Below are 16,862 nucleotides of genomic sequence, written 5' to 3' on the forward strand. Positions count from 1 at the left end.
GTAGCTCATTGAATGTAGGGTGAAAATCCCCTGCTCGATGCATCGCGTCGGCTATTCACAGGCCTGTGGTGGCCAAACACCGCAGCCGCCCCAGGCCCGAAGGGTTGGCGGGGCTCATTGTCATTTATCGTCATTCGGAGAGACCTCTATGAGTCTGGAGACAAGAGAAGATCTCGATCCGGTCGAAACCACGGAGTGGCTGGAATCCCTGGAATCGGTACTGGATCGTGAGGGCGAAGATCGCGCCCGCTACCTGATGACCCGCTTGGCGGATCGCCTGCGCCGGGACGGGATGAAGGTGCCCTTCTCGGTGACAACCCCCCACCGCAACACGATACCGGTTCATCGCGAAGCCCCGATGCCTGGCGATCTGTTCATGGAGCGTCGCATTCGCTCCCTGATCCGTTACAACGCCATTGCTCAGGTCATTCGTAACAACCGTGCCAATCCTGGGCTGGGTGGTCACATTGCAAGTTTCATGTCGTCGGCCACGCTGTACGATGTGGGCTTCAACCACTTCTTCCGCGCCCCCAAGGGTGATTTCGAAGGCGACCTGATCTATATCCAGGGCCACGTGGCACCGGGTATCTACGCGCGTTCCTACCTGGAAGGCCGTCTGACCGAAGAGCAGATGGACAAGTTCCGCCGTGAAGTGGATGGTGACGGCCTGTCGTCTTACCCCCACCCCTGGCTGATGCCTGACTACTGGCAGTTCCCCACGGTATCCATGGGTCTTGGCCCGATTCAGGCCATCTATCAGGCTCACGTGATGAAGTACCTGCATCACCGTGAACTGAAAGACATGAAAGACCGCAAGATCTGGTGCTTCATGGGCGACGGCGAGTGCGACGAGCCGGAATCGCTGGGTGCCATCTCGCTGGCTGGCCGCGAAAATCTGGACAACCTGATCTTCGTCATCAACTGCAACCTGCAGCGTCTGGACGGCCCGGTACGCGGCAACTCCCGCGTCATGGACGAGTTCGAAGGCGTCTTCCGCGGTGCCGGCTGGAACGTCATCAAGGTGGTGTGGGGTCGTCACTGGGATCCGCTGTTCGAGAAGGACAAGAAAGGCATCCTTCAGAAGCGCATGGACGAAGCGGTCGACGGCGAGTACCAGAACTACAAGGCCAACGGTGGCGCTTACACCCGCGAGCATTTCTTCGGCAAGTACCCGGAAACCGAAGCGATGGTCAAGGACCTCACCGACGAAGACATCTGGAAGCTCAACCGTGGCGGTCACGACCCGTTCAAGGTCTATGCGGCCTATCACGAGGCGGTCAACACCACCAACGGCAAGCCCACGGTGATCCTGGCGCATACCGTCAAAGGTTACGGTATGGGTAGCGGCGATGGCGAAGCGGCCAACGAAGCGCACCAGGTCAAGAGCATGGAATACGAAGCGCTGAAGAAATTCCGCGACCGCTTCGGCATTCCGCTGACCGACGAACAGCTCAAGGAAGTCCCGTACTACAAGCCGGAAGAAGACTCTCCCGAGCTCAAGTACATGCACCTGCAGCGCGAGCGTCTCAACGGCTACCTGCCGAGCCGCCGCAGCGATTTCGAAGCGCTGGAAATCCCCAGCCTGGAAGACAAGACGTTTGCTTCCCAGATGGGCGGTTCCAAAGGCCGCGAAATCTCTACCACCATGGCCTTCGTGCGTATCCTGAACGGCCTGGTGAAGGACAAGCAGCTGGGCAAGCAGGTCGTACCGATCATCCCCGACGAAGCGCGTACCTTCGGTATGGAAGGCATGTTCCGTCAGCTGGGTATCTACACCTCGGAAGGTCAGAAGTACGAGCCGGTCGATAAAGGTCAGATCATGTACTACCGCGAGGACCAGAAAGGTCAGGTTCTCGAAGAGGGTATCTCCGAAGCTGGCGCCATGTCCGCGTGGATTGCGGCCGCCACTTCCTACAGCAACAACAACGTCACGCTGCTGCCGTTCTACATCTACTACTCGATGTTCGGCTTCCAGCGTATCGGTGACCTGGCCTGGGCCGCAGGCGACCTGCAGGCACGCGGCTTCATGGTCGGCGGTACCGCCGGGCGCACCACGCTGAACGGCGAAGGTCTGCAGCACCAGGATGGTCACAGCCTGATCCAGGCGTCTACCATCCCCAACTGCCGCAGCTACGACCCGACTTATGCTCACGAAGTCTCGGTCATCGTGCAGGATGGTCTGAAGCGCATGTTCACGGACAAAGAGAACTGCTTCTACTACCTCACCGTCATGAACGAGAACTACGAGCACCCCGAGCTCGAGAACGTCCCCGCCGACGATATCGTCAAGGGCATGTATCTGCTCAAGGAGACTCAGGGTGACAAAGGCCGCGTTCAGCTGCTGGGGTCGGGCACCATCCTGCGTGAAGTCGAAGCCGCTGCCGAGCTGCTGACCAACGACTGGGGCATCGGGGCCGATATCTGGAGCGTCACCAGCTTCAACGAGCTGCGCCGCGAAGCGCTGCTGCTGGAGCGCGAAGCCTTCCTGAACCCGGACGCCGAGGCCAGCAAGCCTCACGTGACCCAGTGCCTGGAAGGTCGTGATGGCCCGGTGATTGCCTCTACCGACTACATGAAGCTGTATGCGGACCAGGTACGCGCCTGGGTACCCAACGACTACACCGTATTGGGCACCGATGGCTTTGGCCGTTCCGATACCCGTGAGAAGCTGCGTTACTTCTTCGAAGTGGATCGCTACTTCGTGACCGTTGCGGCGCTGCGCGCCCTGGCCGATCGCGGTGAAATTGATCGCAAGCACGTTGGCGAAGCGCTGAAGAAGTACGGCATCGATGCCAACAAGCCCAACCCGCTGACCAGCTAAACCGCTGCCCGGCGGGCCACTGCCCGCCGGCTCGATCCGATTTGGAAGGAGCGCGACCTTGAGTAGCGAAATCATCAAAGTTCCCGATATCGGTGGCGATACCGATGTCGAAATCATCGAGATTGCGGTGTCAGAAGGCGACGTCATTGAAGCGGAAGACACCCTGATCACTCTGGAATCCGACAAAGCCAGCATGGATGTACCGGCCCCGAAAGGCGGCAAGGTGGTCAAAGTGTTGGTGAAAGAGGGCGACAAGGTCTCCGAGGGAGACGACATCGTCGAGCTGGAAGTGGATGGCGGCAGCGATGCCGAACCGGAAGCCAAGGCTGACAGTGCCGCCGAGGAAGCGCCTGCGCCCAAGCAGGAAGAGGCCCCTGCACCGGCAGCGAAAAAAGCCAGCGGTGGCAAGCAGACCGTTGATATCAAGGTGCCTGACCTGGGTGGTTCCGACAACGTCGAGATCATCGAAGTGGCCGTTGGCGAAGGCGACGACGTCAACGCCGAAGACACGCTGATCACGCTGGAGTCCGACAAGGCTTCCATGGACGTGCCCAGCCCGCATAGCGGAAAAATCGTCTCCTTGACCGTCAAGGAAGGCGATACCGTGTCGGAAGGCGATGTCATCGGCAAGATGGAAATCGCCGGTGGCGATGACGCTGCCGACGAAGAGCCTGCCAAGGCCGAACAGCCTGCCCCTGCCAGCGAACCAGCCGAAGAAGAAGCGGCTGAAGAAGAGAGTGGCAGCGGTGAGCCAGAGCGCAAGGAGATCCGCGTGCCGGATCTTTCCGGCTCTGCAGACGTGCCCATCATCGAGATTGGCGTGTCGGTAGGCGACGAAGTCGACGTCGAAGACCCGCTGATCACGCTGGAGTCCGACAAGGCTTCCATGGACGTGCCCAGCCCTTACAAGGGCAAACTCGTCGAGCTGACCGTCAAGGAGGGCGATACCGTCTCCGAAGGCGACGTGATTGGCTACATGGAAGTGGCGGGCGCCAAGAAGGCCGCGCCGAAGAAAGCGGCGCCTGAAAAGGCATCGCAAAGCAGTGCCAGCCCGGCCAGCGCCAAGCCTGCGGCCAGTGGCGGCACGCCGAGCCCAGAAGCGCAAATGGCAGCGCACAAGCCCCGTGACGGCAAGCTGGTACATGCTGGCCCGGCGGTACGCATGCTGGCCCGCGAACTGGGTGTCGACCTGGGGCTGGTGAAGCCCAGCGGCCCGAAAGAGCGCGTGCTCAAGGAAGACGTGCAGGCCTACGTCAAGCAGGTGATGGCCAACCAGGGCAGCGCCCAGACCGCCGCACCGGCAGCGTCAGGTGGCGCGGGTATTCCTGCCGTGCCGGAAGTCGACTTCAGCCAGTTCGGTGAAGTGGAAGAGAAGCCGATGGGTCGCCTGCTCAAGATGGGTGCGACCAATCTGCATCGCAGCTGGCTCAACGTGCCTCACGTCACCCAGTTCGACGAAGCCGATATCACCGAGCTGGAAGACTTCCGCAAGGCGATGAAGGCCGAGGCCGAAGCTCAGGGTGCGAAGCTCACGCCGCTGCCGTTTTTGGTCAAGGCGTGTGCTTTTGCACTGCGCAAGTACCCGCAGTTCAACGTCAGCCTGAAAGGCGACGGCGATACGCTGGTCTGGAAGAAGTACGTGCATATCGGTATCGCGGTGGATACGCCGGATGGCCTGATGGTGCCCGTACTGCGCGATGCCGACAAGAAGTCCTTGATCGAGATCGCCAAGGAAATGGCAGAGCTGGGCAAGAAAGCACAGACCAAGAAGCTCAAGCGCGACGAGATGACCGGTGGCTGCTTCACCATTTCGAGCCTGGGCTCGATTGGTGGCACGGCCTTCACGCCTATCGTCAATGCGCCTGAAGTGGCGATCCTGGGCGTGTCGAAAGCGCAAATGAAGCCGGTGTGGGATGGCAATGCCTTCCAGCCGCGCTTGATGATGCCGCTGTCGCTCTCCTATGACCACCGGGCGATCAACGGTGCCGATGCGGCACGCTTTACTGCCTTCCTGGCAGACGTGCTCACCGATATCCGTCGTCTGTTGCTGTAATCAGACCACGAGCAAGCCACAAGCGGCGCCCCTATGGGCGCCGCTTGTGTTTCTGTGGCGTCAGCAGAAAACCAGCGTGACCAAAGTACTAGCCATCGCCACTTTGCTGTTTTCGCTTGAAAAAACGCAAAATAATCGGCCTTTCAGGCTTTTGGGGAGTTGTGTCGCCTGAACGGCACGGTTATTGTCGATTCATTGATTTATTCGATCACCACCAATCAAGTACGAACATTCAAGGAGCAGTGCCATGCGTTTAATCCTGTTGGGTGCCCCCGGCGCGGGGAAGGGGACTCAAGCTCAGTTTATTTGTGAGCAGTTCAAGATTCCCCAAATTTCCACCGGGGATATGCTGCGCACCGCCATCAAGGACGGCACTGAGCTGGGTCTCAAGGTCAAGGAGATCATGAACAGTGGTGGGCTGGTGTCCGACGAGATCATCATCGACCTGGTCAAGGAGCGCATCAGCCAGCCGGACTGCGCCAACGGTTTCCTGTTTGACGGATTCCCCCGCACCATTCCTCAGGCCGATGCCATGAAAGAAGGCGGCGTGAAACTCGATCACGTGTTGGAAATCGCCGTGCCGGACGAAGAGATCGTCAGCCGCCTGGCCGGACGTCGCGTTCACCCCGCCTCGGGCCGTGTCTACCACATCGAACACAATCCGCCCAAAGAGCCTGGCAAGGACGATGTCACCGGAGAAGCCCTGATCCAGCGGGAAGACGATCAGGAGTCTACCGTGCGCAACCGCCTGTCGGTGTACCACGACCAAACGGCTCCGCTGGTGGACTACTACCAGCAGTGGGCCAAAGAGGACCCGTCTGCGGCACCCCAATACCACCGCGTGGAAGGAGTGGGCAGCGTGGCCGATATCACCCGCCAGGTGAAAGAAGCGCTGAACTGAGCCTGGTAACAGACTGCTCGAATGACGATGGCCCGCAGGTTCCCTGCGGGCCATCGTCGTCAAGGCCGCCAGGCGGTATACTGGCGGCCTATTTATTTCGGAGTGCAACACGGTTATGTCGTCGCGATATCTTCTGGCATTGGATGCCTCCTCCAGTGCCTGCTCTGCCGCGCTGCTGCGTCAGGAGAATGATCAGTCCGAGTGTCTGGCGCGTTACGAAATGACGCCGCGCGCCCATACCAAACGCTTGATGCCGATGGTCGACGAGCTGCTGGCTACCGCTGCCATTGCGCCCGGGCAGCTGGACGCCGTCGCGTTTGGCCGTGGGCCGGGCTCCTTTACCGGCCTGCGCATTGCCGCCGGAGCGGCCCAGGGGTTGGCCTTCGGCCTGGAGCGCCCGCTGCTGGGCATCTCGACGTTGGAGGCCCTGGCCTTGCAGGTGCATCGCCGTTATCACTTTCGCCATGTGGTGACCGCGCTGGATGCCCGAATGGGTGAAATTTACGTGGCCAGCTGGCACTGCCTGAATGACGTGGTCAGCCCGCAAAGCGATGAGCGAGTACTGGCCCCAGGCGCTTTTAGACTGCCATCCGATGAAACCGACTGGGTCGGAGTCGGCTCGGGCTTTGCGCTTTGGGACGCTTTCGATGTGGGAGTGCATGTGGGCATGACCCAGCACCTCAGCGACGACCTGGAGCCGCGCGCCGAAGAGATGGCCTGGCTGGCCGCGCGGGACTTGGACGCGGGGTTGGGTGTCGCCGCCCATGAAGCGCAGCCCGTCTACCTGCGTAACGACGTGGCCTGGAAAAAGCCGGCATGAGCCCGGCGCGCCCACCGATAGCGCTGCCCGCCGGGCTGACGCTGGAAGAGCGCGATGGCCGGTTGGCGCTGGTCGGCGACGAGCGCCAGTACGGCAAGCCCTTGAGCGTCGATTTCGTGTCCGGCAAGGCGGCCCATCGGCGTCAGTTCGGCGGTGGGCGCGGCCAGCTGGTGGCCAAGGCGTGTGGGCTTTCCAAAGGCGTGACGCCGAGCATCGTGGACGCCACGGCAGGGCTCGGGCGTGACGCGTTCGTGTTGGCCAGCCTGGGTGCCGAGGTGCTGATGGTCGAGCGCGTGCAGGCCATTGCCGCGCTGCTGGAGGATGGCCTGGCCCGTGCGGCCAGGGACGCCGAGACGGCGCCCATCACCGCGCGCATGCAGCTGCGTCATGGGGATGCCTGTGAGGCGCTGGCGGCGCTGGTGGCCAGCGCCGAGTTCACCCCGCAGGTCGTGCACCTGGACCCCATGTTTCCCCATCGCGAGAAATCGGCTCTGGTGAAGAAGGAAATGCGCCTGTTTCGTGAACTGGCCGGGGAGGACGATGACGCCCCGCGCCTGCTGGAAGCGGCGCTGGCGGTGGCCACTCACCGGGTGGTGGTCAAGCGCCCCCGTAAAGCGCCGCCTATTGCTGGCCCTGCGCCGCAGCATACAATCGACGGCAAAACCAGCCGCTATGACCTGTACGTTCACCGCTCCTTGAGCCGCTGAGGCGGCCTGCAGGCATGGCGCAAGAGAAGGAGTCTCTATGCAGTACGCGTGGCGAGAAGGTAACCGTGTGGCGCTTCTGCCGGAAGCATCGCGCTTTCTGCCAGCCATGTTCGACGCCGTCCATCAGGCCCAGCACTATGTCTTCGTAGAGCTTTACCTGATGGAGTCGGGGGAGTTGGCTGACCAGATGATCGATGTGCTGGTGGCTGCGGCCGAGCGTGGCGTGCAGGTGTATGTACTGCTGGATGGCTATGGCGCCATGGGGCTGGACCGCGAAGATCGTGAGCGGCTGCAGGCGGCAGGTGTGGCCTTGCAGCTGTTCAACCCGATTGGCTTCCACTCGCTGGCACGCAACCTGAGCCGTGACCATCGCAAGATCGTGGTGGTGGATGGCGAGGTAGCCTTCACGGGCGGGTTTGGCGCGGTGGATGAGTTCCTGGAGGCCTGGTACGAAATCGCCGCCCGGGTCGAAGGGCCCGTGGTGGCCGACTGGGAGGCGCTGTTTCGTCGCTTGTGGCGTTCGCGGCTGACCCGCTATGCGTCCCCGCAAGGGCCACGTCTGGCACTGCCGGAGGCGCGGGTAGCCGAGCCGCACGAAGAGGGCGTCAGGGGCAGGGTCATCTCGGGTCGTGGCTATCGCTACCAGGCCATTCGGCACTCACTCTACGCGCGGGTCCACCAGTCTCGCCAACGGCTGTGGCTATGTACGCCCTATTTCGTGCCGACCTTTTCGCTGCGTCGGCGGCTGGTGCGCGCGGCCCGGCGCGGGGTGGACGTTCGCCTGCTGCTACCCGGTGCCAAGCATGACCACCCCGGCGTGCGTTACGCAGGCCAACGCTTTTACCACAGCTTGCTGAAAGCAGGCGTGCGCATCTTCGAATTCAAGCCAACCTTCATTCATGCCAAGTTCGTGCTGGCCGACGACTGGGTGAGCCTGGGCTCCTGCAACTTTGACCACTGGAACCTGCACTGGAACCTGGAAGCCAACCAGGAGGTGGAGGATGCTGCCTTCGCCAGCGACGTGCGCGAGCTGTTCGAGCGCAACTTTGCTGCCAGTGACGAGGTAGATGCCCATGCCTGGGCCGCGCGGCCCTGGTGGCAGCGCGCCCGGGAGTGGGTGTATGGCGCGCTGGATGGCCTGGTGACGCGGCTCAAGTAACGGTTTACCTGCGCTTTTTGCCTTTGGCTGGGGTTTTCTTGCGGGGCTTGGGTTTGGGCGTTTCCGGGGGCACGCGGTAGTGCAGGTAGAGGTCGAGCACCAGTTCGGGGAGCTGGGCCACCAGCGCTTCCTGATTGGCCTGGTCGCTGGCCATCTCGGCCATGTCGGGTTCGTCATCAAACAGACCCGAGAGCAGCATGAAGGGCAGCAGCAGGGTGGCCGCAGCCTCTTCGTCCTCCTGGAACCAGGCGCTTTCGTCGCTGAACACGCCTTCCATGAAGCCTGCGCACCAGTCGCCGATGGGCGTCTCTTCGGCGGGCAGGCCATCCAGGGTCAGCTCGAAGGGCAGCTCTGGCAGACCGCCTTGTTCCAGCACCGCCATGGCGTTATCACGCAGCAGGCAGAGAAGGTGCGTGACCTCGTCGCGTTCGGCGTCGTCCTGGTAGTTGGGCTCGCCCTGAAAGAGCTCGGCAAGCCACGCGTCGCGGGGCTGTTCGCTGGGCGCCACGGCCAGGGCTACCAGGAAACCATGGGCCGAGATCAGGTCCAGGGCATCTTCGCCCACGCGGTCCGAATCGAGAAAGTCGTCCAGCCTGTCCAGCTGCTCATCTTCCAGCAGCGGCTGGGGTGGCACGCTGTCGGAAGCGGTTGCGGGGGGCTCGTTGTTGCGCTCTGCCATGAAAAGCCTCATCGGGTATCTTGAATCGAACAACATCTTGACGGTTAGTTTATCACTAATGAACACCACACCACTGCCTTCCTGGCCTGCTGATGAGCTGGAAGCGTTGTCACCACCCGCGCTGGCTTCCGCCGCCCGTGAACGGGTCGCGGAAGCGCTGGCCCGCTGTCGGGAAGTGTATCCGACGCTACCTACTCCCGGCGTCTGGTTCGACCTGAAGGGCGCAGGGGCTGGGCAGGTCCACTGGGGCCGGCAAGGGCTGCGCTTCAATCCCGTGCTGATGGCGGCCAACCGCATGGCCTTCTTCGACGAGGTGATCCCCCATGAAATGGCCCACTGGCTGGTCTTTCACTTGGCCAACGGCACCCGTTTGAAACCCCATGGCCGGGAGTGGCAGACCGTCATGCGTGACCTGTTTGGGCTGGAACCCCGGGTTACCCACCGTTTCGATATCGGGCAAGCGCAGTCGCGGCCCTACCGCTACCAGTGCGCCTGCCAGACCCACGCTTTTACGGCCAGACGTCATGCCTTAGTGGTAAAAGGGCAGCGATATCGCTGCCGACATTGTCATCAGACCTTGGTCTACAGTACTTGATGAATCCCGGAAATATGTTTTAAGTATATGTTTTTTAAAATAAAAATGTTAATACCAATGTCTAAGGGGAAGCCGTCATCGGGAGGTTTATGCTAGGTAAAGATTAGCCGGGTCGGTGCCACCAATAACAAGACCGACACAACTTCCACGAGAGTGCATTTTCACGGACAGAGGCAATTTCATGAGCGAGCATCAGAACGTCTATCCAGTGCGCGATAGCATCGCAGCCAAGGCATGGGCCGACAAAGACAAGTATGCGGCAATGTATCAGCAGTCCATGGAGGACCCTGAAGGCTTCTGGGCCGAGCAAGCCAAGCGTCTCGACTGGATCAAGACCCCCAGCAAGATCAAGAATACCTCGTTCGCCCGCGACAACGTCGATATTCGCTGGTTCGAAGACGGCGAGCTGAACGTCAGCGCCAATTGCCTGGACCGCCATCTGGCCACGCGTGGCGACCAGACGGCGATCATCTGGGAAGGCGATGATCCCAGCGAATCCAAACACATCACCTACCGTGAGCTGTACGAGCGTACCAACCAGCTGGCCAATGGCCTGAAATCGCTGGGCATTCAGAAAGGCGATACGGTCACGCTGTATATGCCGATGATTCCCGAAGCCGCCATGGCCATGCTGGCCTGTGCGCGGATCGGCGCAGTGCACTCGGTGGTCTTTGGTGGCTTCTCCCCGGACGCCGTGGCTCAGCGCGTCATTGGTGCGGACTCCAAGCTGGTGATCACCGCCGATGAGTCGGTGCGCGGTGGCAAGCATGTGCCGCTGAAAGAGAACGTCGACTCGGCGCTGACCCGTGATGGCACCGACGTGTGCAAGAACGTGCTGGTCGTCAAACGCACCGGGGGCGATATCGACTGGCAGGCAGGCCGTGACCTGTGGTTCGACGAGCTGGTCGATCAGCAGTCGACCGAGTGCCCGGCCGAACCCATGAACGCAGAAGATCCCCTGTTCATTCTGTATACCTCAGGCTCTACCGGCGCGCCGAAAGGGCTGAAGCATACCACTGGCGGCTACCTGACCTATGCCGCCATGACCCATCAATATATTTTCGACTACCAGGAAGGCGAGATCTACTGGTGTACCGCCGACGTGGGCTGGGTCACCGGGCATAGCTATATCGTGTACGGGCCGCTGGCCAACGGCGCCACGACGCTGATGTTCGAAGGCGTGCCCAGCTATCCGACCCATGGCCGGATGGGCGACATCGTCGACAAGCACCAGGTCAACATCCTCTATACCGCACCGACCGCCGTCCGTGCACTGATGGCCCATGGTGACCGCGTGATGGATTCCAGCAAGCGCGACTCGCTGCGCCTGCTGGGCTCGGTGGGTGAGCCGATCAACCCGGAAGCCTGGGAGTGGTTCTACCGGGTCATCGGCAACGAGAAGTGCCCCATCGTGGATACCTGGTGGCAGACCGAGACGGGCGGCATCATGATTGCGCCGCTACCGGGGGCTACCGACCTCAAGCCGGGCTCGGCCACTACACCGTTCTTCGGGGTCAAGCCCGCACTGGTGGACAACGAGGGCCAGACCCTGGAAGGGGCCAGCGAGGGCAACCTGGTGATTCTCGACTCCTGGCCGGGGCAGGCGCGCTCCATCTGGGGGGATCACGAGCGCTTCGTGCAAACCTACTTCTCCACCTACGACGGCATGTACTTCACCGGTGACGGCTGCCGCCGCGACGAGGACGGCTACTACTGGATCACCGGCCGTGTGGACGACGTGCTCAACGTCTCTGGCCACCGTATGGGCACCGCCGAAATCGAGTCGTCGCTGGTCGCTCATTCCGCCGTGGCCGAGGCCGCCGTGGTGGGCTTCCCCCATGACATCAAGGGGCAGGGCATCTATATCTACGTGACCTTGAACGATGGCATGGACCCCACCGACGAACTGAAGAAAGAGCTGACCCAGTGGGTGCGTAAGGATATCGGCCCCATTGCGTCGCCGGATGTCATCCAGTGGGCGCCGGGGCTGCCCAAGACCCGTTCGGGCAAGATCATGCGCCGCATCCTGCGCAAGATCGCGGCCAACGAGTGTGATGGGCTGGGCGATACCAGTACGCTGGCAGACCCGTCGGTGGTCGATGACCTGATCGAACATCGTGCCAACCAGTAGGGGAAGCACCCCCATGAATCGTCTTGTGGGGGCTGTTTTCAATGACCAGCGTCACGCCTGGATTTATTAAATCAGGGCAAACTGCGTTAGTCTGTCGCGGTGCCGGCCATGAGCCGGCACCGCTGTTTCTGTTTGAATGACGTTCCAATGACAAATTGTGCATGTGATGCTTGGGCATGATGAAGCCCATGGGGTACCATGCCTCAACCGTATGAGCCTAGCGTCGCGGCGGCAGGCAACCCCGCTGCTCGAGGAACCGGAGGAAAATCCATGGCAGTAGCCCATAAGTTTATCGTCGCTGACGACCATCCGCTGTTTCGCGCAGCGCTTACCCAGGCGTTGCGCCAGTTGGCCCCCCAGGCCGAGATCGTCGAAGCCGACACCATGGAAGCCACCACGGAGGTCGTCAACCGACATCCAGATGCGGATTTGATCCTGCTGGATCTGCACATGCCGGGAGCCCACGGCTTTTCGGGGTTGATTCAGCTGCGCGGGCAGATGCCCGATATTCCCGTTGCCGTGGTGTCCGGCAGCGATGAGCCTTACGTGGTGCGGCGTGCCATCGACTACGGGGCGTCCGGGTTCATCCCCAAATCCTCCTCACTGCAGCTGATTGCCGAAGCCGTGGGCGAAATTCTGCAGGGGGAAGTCTGGTTGCCTGAAGCGCTGGCCAACGTACTGGAAGAGACCAGCGAAGAGGAGTCGCGTTTTGCCGAAGCGATTGCGTCGCTGACTCCCCAGCAGTTCCGGGTATTGAACATGCTCACCGAAGGTCTGCTCAACAAGCAGATTGCCTATGAGCTGAATGTCTCGGAAGCCACGATCAAGGCGCACGTCACGGCAATTCTGCGCAAGCTGGGCGTTCACTCGCGCACCCAGGCGGTCATCGCCGCGCAAAAGCTGGAAGTGGAGCCGCCCAAAGTCGAGTCCTGATCGCGACGGTAGGCAACCAAAACGCCGCGCCTGGAGTTCTCCAGGCGCGGCGTTTTGTTAGGTGTTGCTTTGTCAGGGTCAGGGCCAGAGCCAGGGTCAGGGTCAGGGTCAGGGTTTGGCCCGACTGGCCTGCAGGGTGCGTGTCAGCAGGGCACGCAGGGCGGCGGGTTTCACGGGTTTCAGGAGCATGTGGTACCCCGCCCGCTTGATCTCCTCGGCCACGGTTTCGGTGCGGTCAGCGGTGATCACGATGCCCGGTACGGCGCCCTGGAAGCGCTCGCTGAGGGCTTCCAGAGCCATCAGGCCGGTGACTTCGTTATCCAGATGGTAATCCGCCAGAATGGCATCCGGGTCGCCATCCATGTTGCGCAGAATCGACTTGGCCCCTCCGATGCTGGTGGCGGTGAAGACCTCACAGCCCCAGCCGCTCAGCATGGCGGTCATGCCCTCCAGAATCAGGGTTTCATTGTCGATACAGACGATGCGGGTGCCCGCCAGCTTGTTGCCACTGCGGCGATGGCCAGCCTCTTGCTCTATCGGCGCAATCTCCTTGGCCGCCACGATGGGCACGCTCACCGAAAAGACCGTCCCGATGCCTTCCCAGGAGCGTACCTTGATGGGGTGGTCCAGCACGCGACTCATGCGGTCGGCGATGGACAGGCCCAGCCCCAGCCCTTTTTCGCTCTCCTTGTGACGCGACACCTGATCGAGACGACGAAACTCCTGGAAAATCTCGGTGAGCTTGGACTCGGGAATGCCGGGGCCGCTATCCCATACCTCGATCAGCAGCCGTTCGCCCTGGCGGCGGCAGCCCAGCAGCACGCGCCCTTCCTGAGTGTAGCGAATGGCGTTGGAGAGGAAGTTCTGCACGATACGGCGCAGCATTTGCGGGTCAGAGTCGACCCACTTCTGGGTGGGGACGACGTCCAGGTCCAGACCGCGGTCGTCGGCCATGACTTCGAACTCGGCCCGCAGCGGGCGGAAGATGTCGGCCAGCGCGAAGTGGCTGCGGCGTGGGGTCAGCGCGCCCGCATCCAGCTTGGAGATATCCAGCAGCGTACCCAGCAGCTCTTCGGCGGCCTGCAGCGAGTTGTCGATATGCCCAATGGTGCGCTGGGTATCGCTGGCGGTGACGTTTTGCATCAGCGCCGAGGTAAACAGGCGCGCAGCGTTCAGTGGCTGCAGCAGATCGTGGCTGGCGGCGGCCAAAAAGCGCGTTTTCGAGGCGTTGGCATCCTCGGCCAGCTGCTTGGCCTGGCGCAGCGCTTGCTCCGCTTCTGCGCGCACCCGGTTCTCCTGGCGCAGAGCGGCGTTGGCCTCTGAAAGCGCCTGGGTGCGCTCCCTGACGCGCTCCTCCAGGGTTTCATTGGTCTCCTTGAGCGCAATCTCGGCCTGGCGGCGTTCGGTAATATCCTGATACAGCGCAAAAAAGCCCAGAATCGACTGGCTGTCGCCAAAGTGGGGCGTATAGGTCACCAGCATGTAACGCATGGCGTCATTGACGCGCATGGAGACTTCGAAGCTGACACGCTCACCGGCCAGCGTTCGCTGTACCCAGGGCAGCCGCTCTTCGGCCTGCTTGACCGGCAGGACGTCTTCATAGCGACGCCCGATGACCGCGTTACGATCGATGCTGAAGGCCTGCTCGTAGGCGCGGTTGGTGAACAGGTAGCGGCTCTCCTTATCGAAGTAGGCAATCAGCGCCGGTACGTTATCGGTGTAGATACGGATATTGTTTTCAGAGCGAATCAGCGCCTCTTCGATGCGCTTTTGCTGGGTAATGTCCTGATAGGTGTAGACGAAGCCGCCCCCGGGCATGGGATTGCCCTGCACTTCCAGCACGCTGCCATCCTGGCGGTAACGCACGTAGCGGTGGGGCTGGCCTGCCCGAATATTGTCGATCAGCAGCTGGACATGCTCCTCCGGGTCGCCGGGGCCATACTCGCCATTATGGGCGTTGTAACGGAAGATGCGATCCATGGGGGCGCCAACCCGAATCAGGTGGTCGGGAAAGCGGAACAGCTCCAGATAGCGCTGGTTCCAGACCACCAGCCGCAGATTCTGGTCGACCACGCTGATGCCCTGATTGATGTTTTCGATGGTGGCCTGCAGCAAAGCGCGGTTGAACTCCAGCACCTGGGAGGCTTCATCGACGATGGAGATCACATCGGAAATGCCGATGCCGCGCCCCTGCAGCGCCGAGTTCACCACGATACGGGCCGACGAGGCGCCCAGCACCGACGCCAGGAAGCGTTCGGTGAACTGGATGACGTCGATGGAGGCGCGGGTGCCATCGTCCAGCGGTTTGCCCACGCGACGGGCGTAGTCTTCGAAGGCGCGGTCCACCTGGCCTGCACCGAGGAAGCGCTCACACAGTACCTTCAAGTCGCCTACCGTGGTCGCGCCCGTCCAGGGGCGGTTCACCGAGGTCTGGCGGGTCTCGACGCTATCGACGAACAGCGACGCCTGAATGCGCTCGACCACGCGCTGGGAGGTGATCTGCGAGACGAAGATATAGCAGAACAGATTGATCCCCAGCGAGAGCATCACCCCGTGGGTGAACGGGTCGCCCAGGTTGAGGCCGAACAGGGCCGTGGGCGAGAGCCAGGAGATGCCCAGTGGCCCGCCGAACAGCCATGCCTGGGGCAGCACGCCGGCGTTGATCATGGCCGGCATCAGCAGGCTGTAGGCCCAGATGGCAAAGCCGGCATTCATGCCGATGACGACGCCCAGCCGGTTGCCGCGCTTCCAGTACAGCCCGCCGATCAAGGCAGGCGCAAATTGCCCGGCTGCGGCAAACGAGAGCATGCCGATGGAGGCCAGCGAGGTGAACTCGCCAATCAGCTGATAGAAACCGTAGGCCATGGCCAGCACGGCGATGATGGTCAGGCGGCGGGCGCGCAGCACCAGCCGTCCGTAGTCTCGGGCCTTGGTGTCGAACCAGCGCAGCCGGAACAGGGCCGGAATGACGATTTCATTGGAGATCATGATGGACACCGCCACCGCGGCCACGATGACCATGCCGGTGGCTGCGGAAAAACCGCCAATGAAGGTCAGCAGGGTCAGCCACTGCTGGCCTGAAGCCATGGAGAGCGCCAGCACGTAAGTGTCGGGCTCGACGCCGCTTTCCGAGAACAGCATCAGCCCTGCGGCGGCCAGCGGTACCACGAAGAAGGCAATGGCCAGCAGGTAGAGCGGGAATAGCCAGCGCGACTTGCTGGCGTCGTCCGGGTGAATGTTTTCGACTACCGCCACGTGGAACTGACGTGGCAGGCAGAGGATGGCCAGCATGGCCAGTAGCGTTTGTGCCCAGAAGCTCTGGCCGAAATCCTGGTTGGCCAACTGGCGCTGCAGCTCCAGCTGGCTTTCCGCATGGCCCATCAACTCTCCCAGCCCGCCGAACATGCCCCAGGTAACAAAGGCACCCAGCACCAGGAAGGCCAGCAGTTTGACCAGTGACTCGAAGGCGACCGCGTGAATCAGCCCCTCATGGTGCTCGGTGGCATCGGTATGGCGTGTGCCAAACAGGATGGCAAAGATCGCCATGACGATGGCCACATAAAACGCCGTATCGGCAAACAGCGGGGTGTGAGTGATGTCCTGTGCATCGGTCAGCACGCTGAAACTGGTCGAGACGGCTTTTAGCTGCAGGGCGATATAGGGCAGCGTACCGATCAGCGCCACCAGGCTGGCAAAGGCGGCCAGCGACTGCGTCTTGCCGTAACGCGACGCAATGAAGTCGGCGATGGAGGTGACGTTCTGGTGCTTGGCAACGCGAATCATCTTGGCCAGTACCGGCCAGAACAGCAGAAACGTCAGAATTGGCCCGACGAAAATGCTGGCAAACGACCAGCCTGCCGTGGCGGCCTGGCCCACGGCGCCGTAAAACGTCCAGGACGTACAGTAGATCGCCAGCGCCAGGCTGTAGATGATGGGGCGGCGGCGGCTGGCGCCATGGGTGCGCGCTCGGCGGTCGCCGTACCAGGCAATGCCGAACAGCACGGCAATATAGAGTAGTGATACGGCTACCAGCAGCCCGCCGTGAAACATGCTTCTCTCCCTG

The 16,862-nt window shown here is 61.7% G+C and carries 11 protein-coding genes; 9 read left to right on the forward strand and 2 right to left on the reverse strand.

The genetic code is table 11. The features are described 5' to 3' along the window. The first annotated feature begins 148 nt into the window (after positions 1 to 148). The 6 genes from aceE (at position 149) to IE091_RS00285 (ending at position 8,461) form a co-directional block, all read left to right on the forward strand. Positions 149 to 2,821 carry a pyruvate dehydrogenase (acetyl-transferring), homodimeric type gene (gene aceE / locus IE091_RS00260; protein ID WP_039181586.1) on the forward strand — a complete coding sequence of 891 codons (2,673 nt, stop codon included), beginning with the start codon at positions 149 to 151 and terminating at the stop codon, positions 2,819 to 2,821. 58 nt (positions 2,822 to 2,879) lie between these two features. Continuing rightward, positions 2,880 to 4,874 carry a pyruvate dehydrogenase complex dihydrolipoyllysine-residue acetyltransferase gene (gene aceF, locus IE091_RS00265; protein ID WP_189462517.1) on the forward strand — a complete coding sequence of 665 codons (1,995 nt, stop codon included), beginning with the start codon at positions 2,880 to 2,882 and terminating at the stop codon, positions 4,872 to 4,874. Positions 4,875 to 5,121: 247 nt separating this feature from the next. Beyond that, positions 5,122 to 5,775 carry an adenylate kinase gene (gene adk / locus IE091_RS00270; RefSeq protein ID WP_039181580.1) on the forward strand — a complete coding sequence of 218 codons (654 nt, stop codon included), beginning with the start codon at positions 5,122 to 5,124 and terminating at the stop codon, positions 5,773 to 5,775. Positions 5,776 to 5,890: 115 nt separating this feature from the next. Next, the gene (gene tsaB, locus IE091_RS00275) at positions 5,891 to 6,595 is read left to right on the forward strand and encodes a tRNA (adenosine(37)-N6)-threonylcarbamoyltransferase complex dimerization subunit type 1 TsaB (RefSeq protein ID WP_039181577.1); all 705 of its coding nucleotides are present in this window, start codon (positions 5,891 to 5,893) and stop codon (positions 6,593 to 6,595) included. Further along, positions 6,592 to 7,302, forward strand: coding sequence for a class I SAM-dependent methyltransferase (locus IE091_RS00280; RefSeq protein ID WP_189462518.1), 711 nt, complete (start codon positions 6,592 to 6,594; stop codon positions 7,300 to 7,302). The genes tsaB and IE091_RS00280 overlap by 4 nt, the downstream gene beginning before the upstream one ends. 37 nt (positions 7,303 to 7,339) lie before the next feature. After that, positions 7,340 to 8,461: a phospholipase D-like domain-containing protein gene (locus tag IE091_RS00285; protein WP_189462519.1), complete on the forward strand. Its 1,122-nt coding sequence runs from the start codon at positions 7,340 to 7,342 to the stop codon at positions 8,459 to 8,461. 4 nt (positions 8,462 to 8,465) lie between these two features. Here IE091_RS00285 and IE091_RS00290 read toward each other — a convergent pair whose 3' ends face one another. After that, positions 8,466 to 9,140 (reverse strand): YecA/YgfB family protein, encoded by a 675-nt coding sequence (locus IE091_RS00290; RefSeq protein WP_189462520.1) that lies wholly within the window; start codon positions 9,138 to 9,140, stop codon positions 8,466 to 8,468. A gap of 58 nt (positions 9,141 to 9,198) precedes the next feature. Between IE091_RS00290 and IE091_RS00295 the strand changes: the two genes are divergently transcribed. The 3 genes from IE091_RS00295 (at position 9,199) to IE091_RS00305 (ending at position 12,799) form a co-directional block, all read left to right on the forward strand. Beyond that, the gene (locus tag IE091_RS00295) at positions 9,199 to 9,735 is read left to right on the forward strand and encodes a SprT family zinc-dependent metalloprotease (RefSeq protein ID WP_189462521.1); all 537 of its coding nucleotides are present in this window, start codon (positions 9,199 to 9,201) and stop codon (positions 9,733 to 9,735) included. 181 nt (positions 9,736 to 9,916) lie between these two features. Then, positions 9,917 to 11,866: an acetate--CoA ligase gene (gene acs / locus IE091_RS00300; protein WP_096921456.1), complete on the forward strand. Its 1,950-nt coding sequence runs from the start codon at positions 9,917 to 9,919 to the stop codon at positions 11,864 to 11,866. Positions 11,867 to 12,136: 270 nt separating this feature from the next. Continuing rightward, on the forward strand, positions 12,137 to 12,799 hold the full coding sequence (locus tag IE091_RS00305; protein ID WP_016916171.1) for a LuxR C-terminal-related transcriptional regulator: 663 nt from the start codon (positions 12,137 to 12,139) through the stop codon (positions 12,797 to 12,799). Positions 12,800 to 12,907: 108 nt separating this feature from the next. Here the strand turns inward: IE091_RS00305 and IE091_RS00310 are convergent, their stop codons facing one another. Then, a complete protein-coding gene (locus tag IE091_RS00310) occupies positions 12,908 to 16,849 on the reverse strand; it encodes a hybrid sensor histidine kinase/response regulator (RefSeq protein ID WP_189462522.1) in 3,942 nt (1,313 codons plus the stop codon). Positions 16,850 to 16,862 lie beyond the last annotated feature (13 nt).

Source organism: Vreelandella hamiltonii, assembly GCF_014651775.1.
In the GTDB taxonomy this organism is placed as follows: Bacteria; Pseudomonadota; Gammaproteobacteria; order Pseudomonadales; family Halomonadaceae; genus Vreelandella; species Vreelandella hamiltonii.

What these genes read in the sequence shown, in the direction of transcription:
- aceE (WP_039181586.1), top strand. Translation starts at nt 149, where the DNA reads ATGAGTCTGGAGACAAGAGAAGATCTCGATCCGGTCGAAACCACGGAG.
- adk (WP_039181580.1), top strand. Translation starts at nt 5,122, where the DNA reads ATGCGTTTAATCCTGTTGGGTGCCCCCGGCGCGGGGAAGGGGACTCAA.
- tsaB (WP_039181577.1), top strand. Translation starts at nt 5,891, where the DNA reads ATGTCGTCGCGATATCTTCTGGCATTGGATGCCTCCTCCAGTGCCTGC.
- IE091_RS00280 (WP_189462518.1), top strand. Translation starts at nt 6,592, where the DNA reads ATGAGCCCGGCGCGCCCACCGATAGCGCTGCCCGCCGGGCTGACGCTG.
- IE091_RS00285 (WP_189462519.1), top strand. Translation starts at nt 7,340, where the DNA reads ATGCAGTACGCGTGGCGAGAAGGTAACCGTGTGGCGCTTCTGCCGGAA.
- IE091_RS00290 (WP_189462520.1), bottom strand. Translation starts at nt 9,140, where the DNA reads ATGGCAGAGCGCAACAACGAGCCCCCCGCAACCGCTTCCGACAGCGTG.
- IE091_RS00295 (WP_189462521.1), top strand. Translation starts at nt 9,199, where the DNA reads ATGAACACCACACCACTGCCTTCCTGGCCTGCTGATGAGCTGGAAGCG.
- acs (WP_096921456.1), top strand. Translation starts at nt 9,917, where the DNA reads ATGAGCGAGCATCAGAACGTCTATCCAGTGCGCGATAGCATCGCAGCC.
- IE091_RS00305 (WP_016916171.1), top strand. Translation starts at nt 12,137, where the DNA reads ATGGCAGTAGCCCATAAGTTTATCGTCGCTGACGACCATCCGCTGTTT.
- IE091_RS00310 (WP_189462522.1), bottom strand. Translation starts at nt 16,849, where the DNA reads ATGTTTCACGGCGGGCTGCTGGTAGCCGTATCACTACTCTATATTGCC.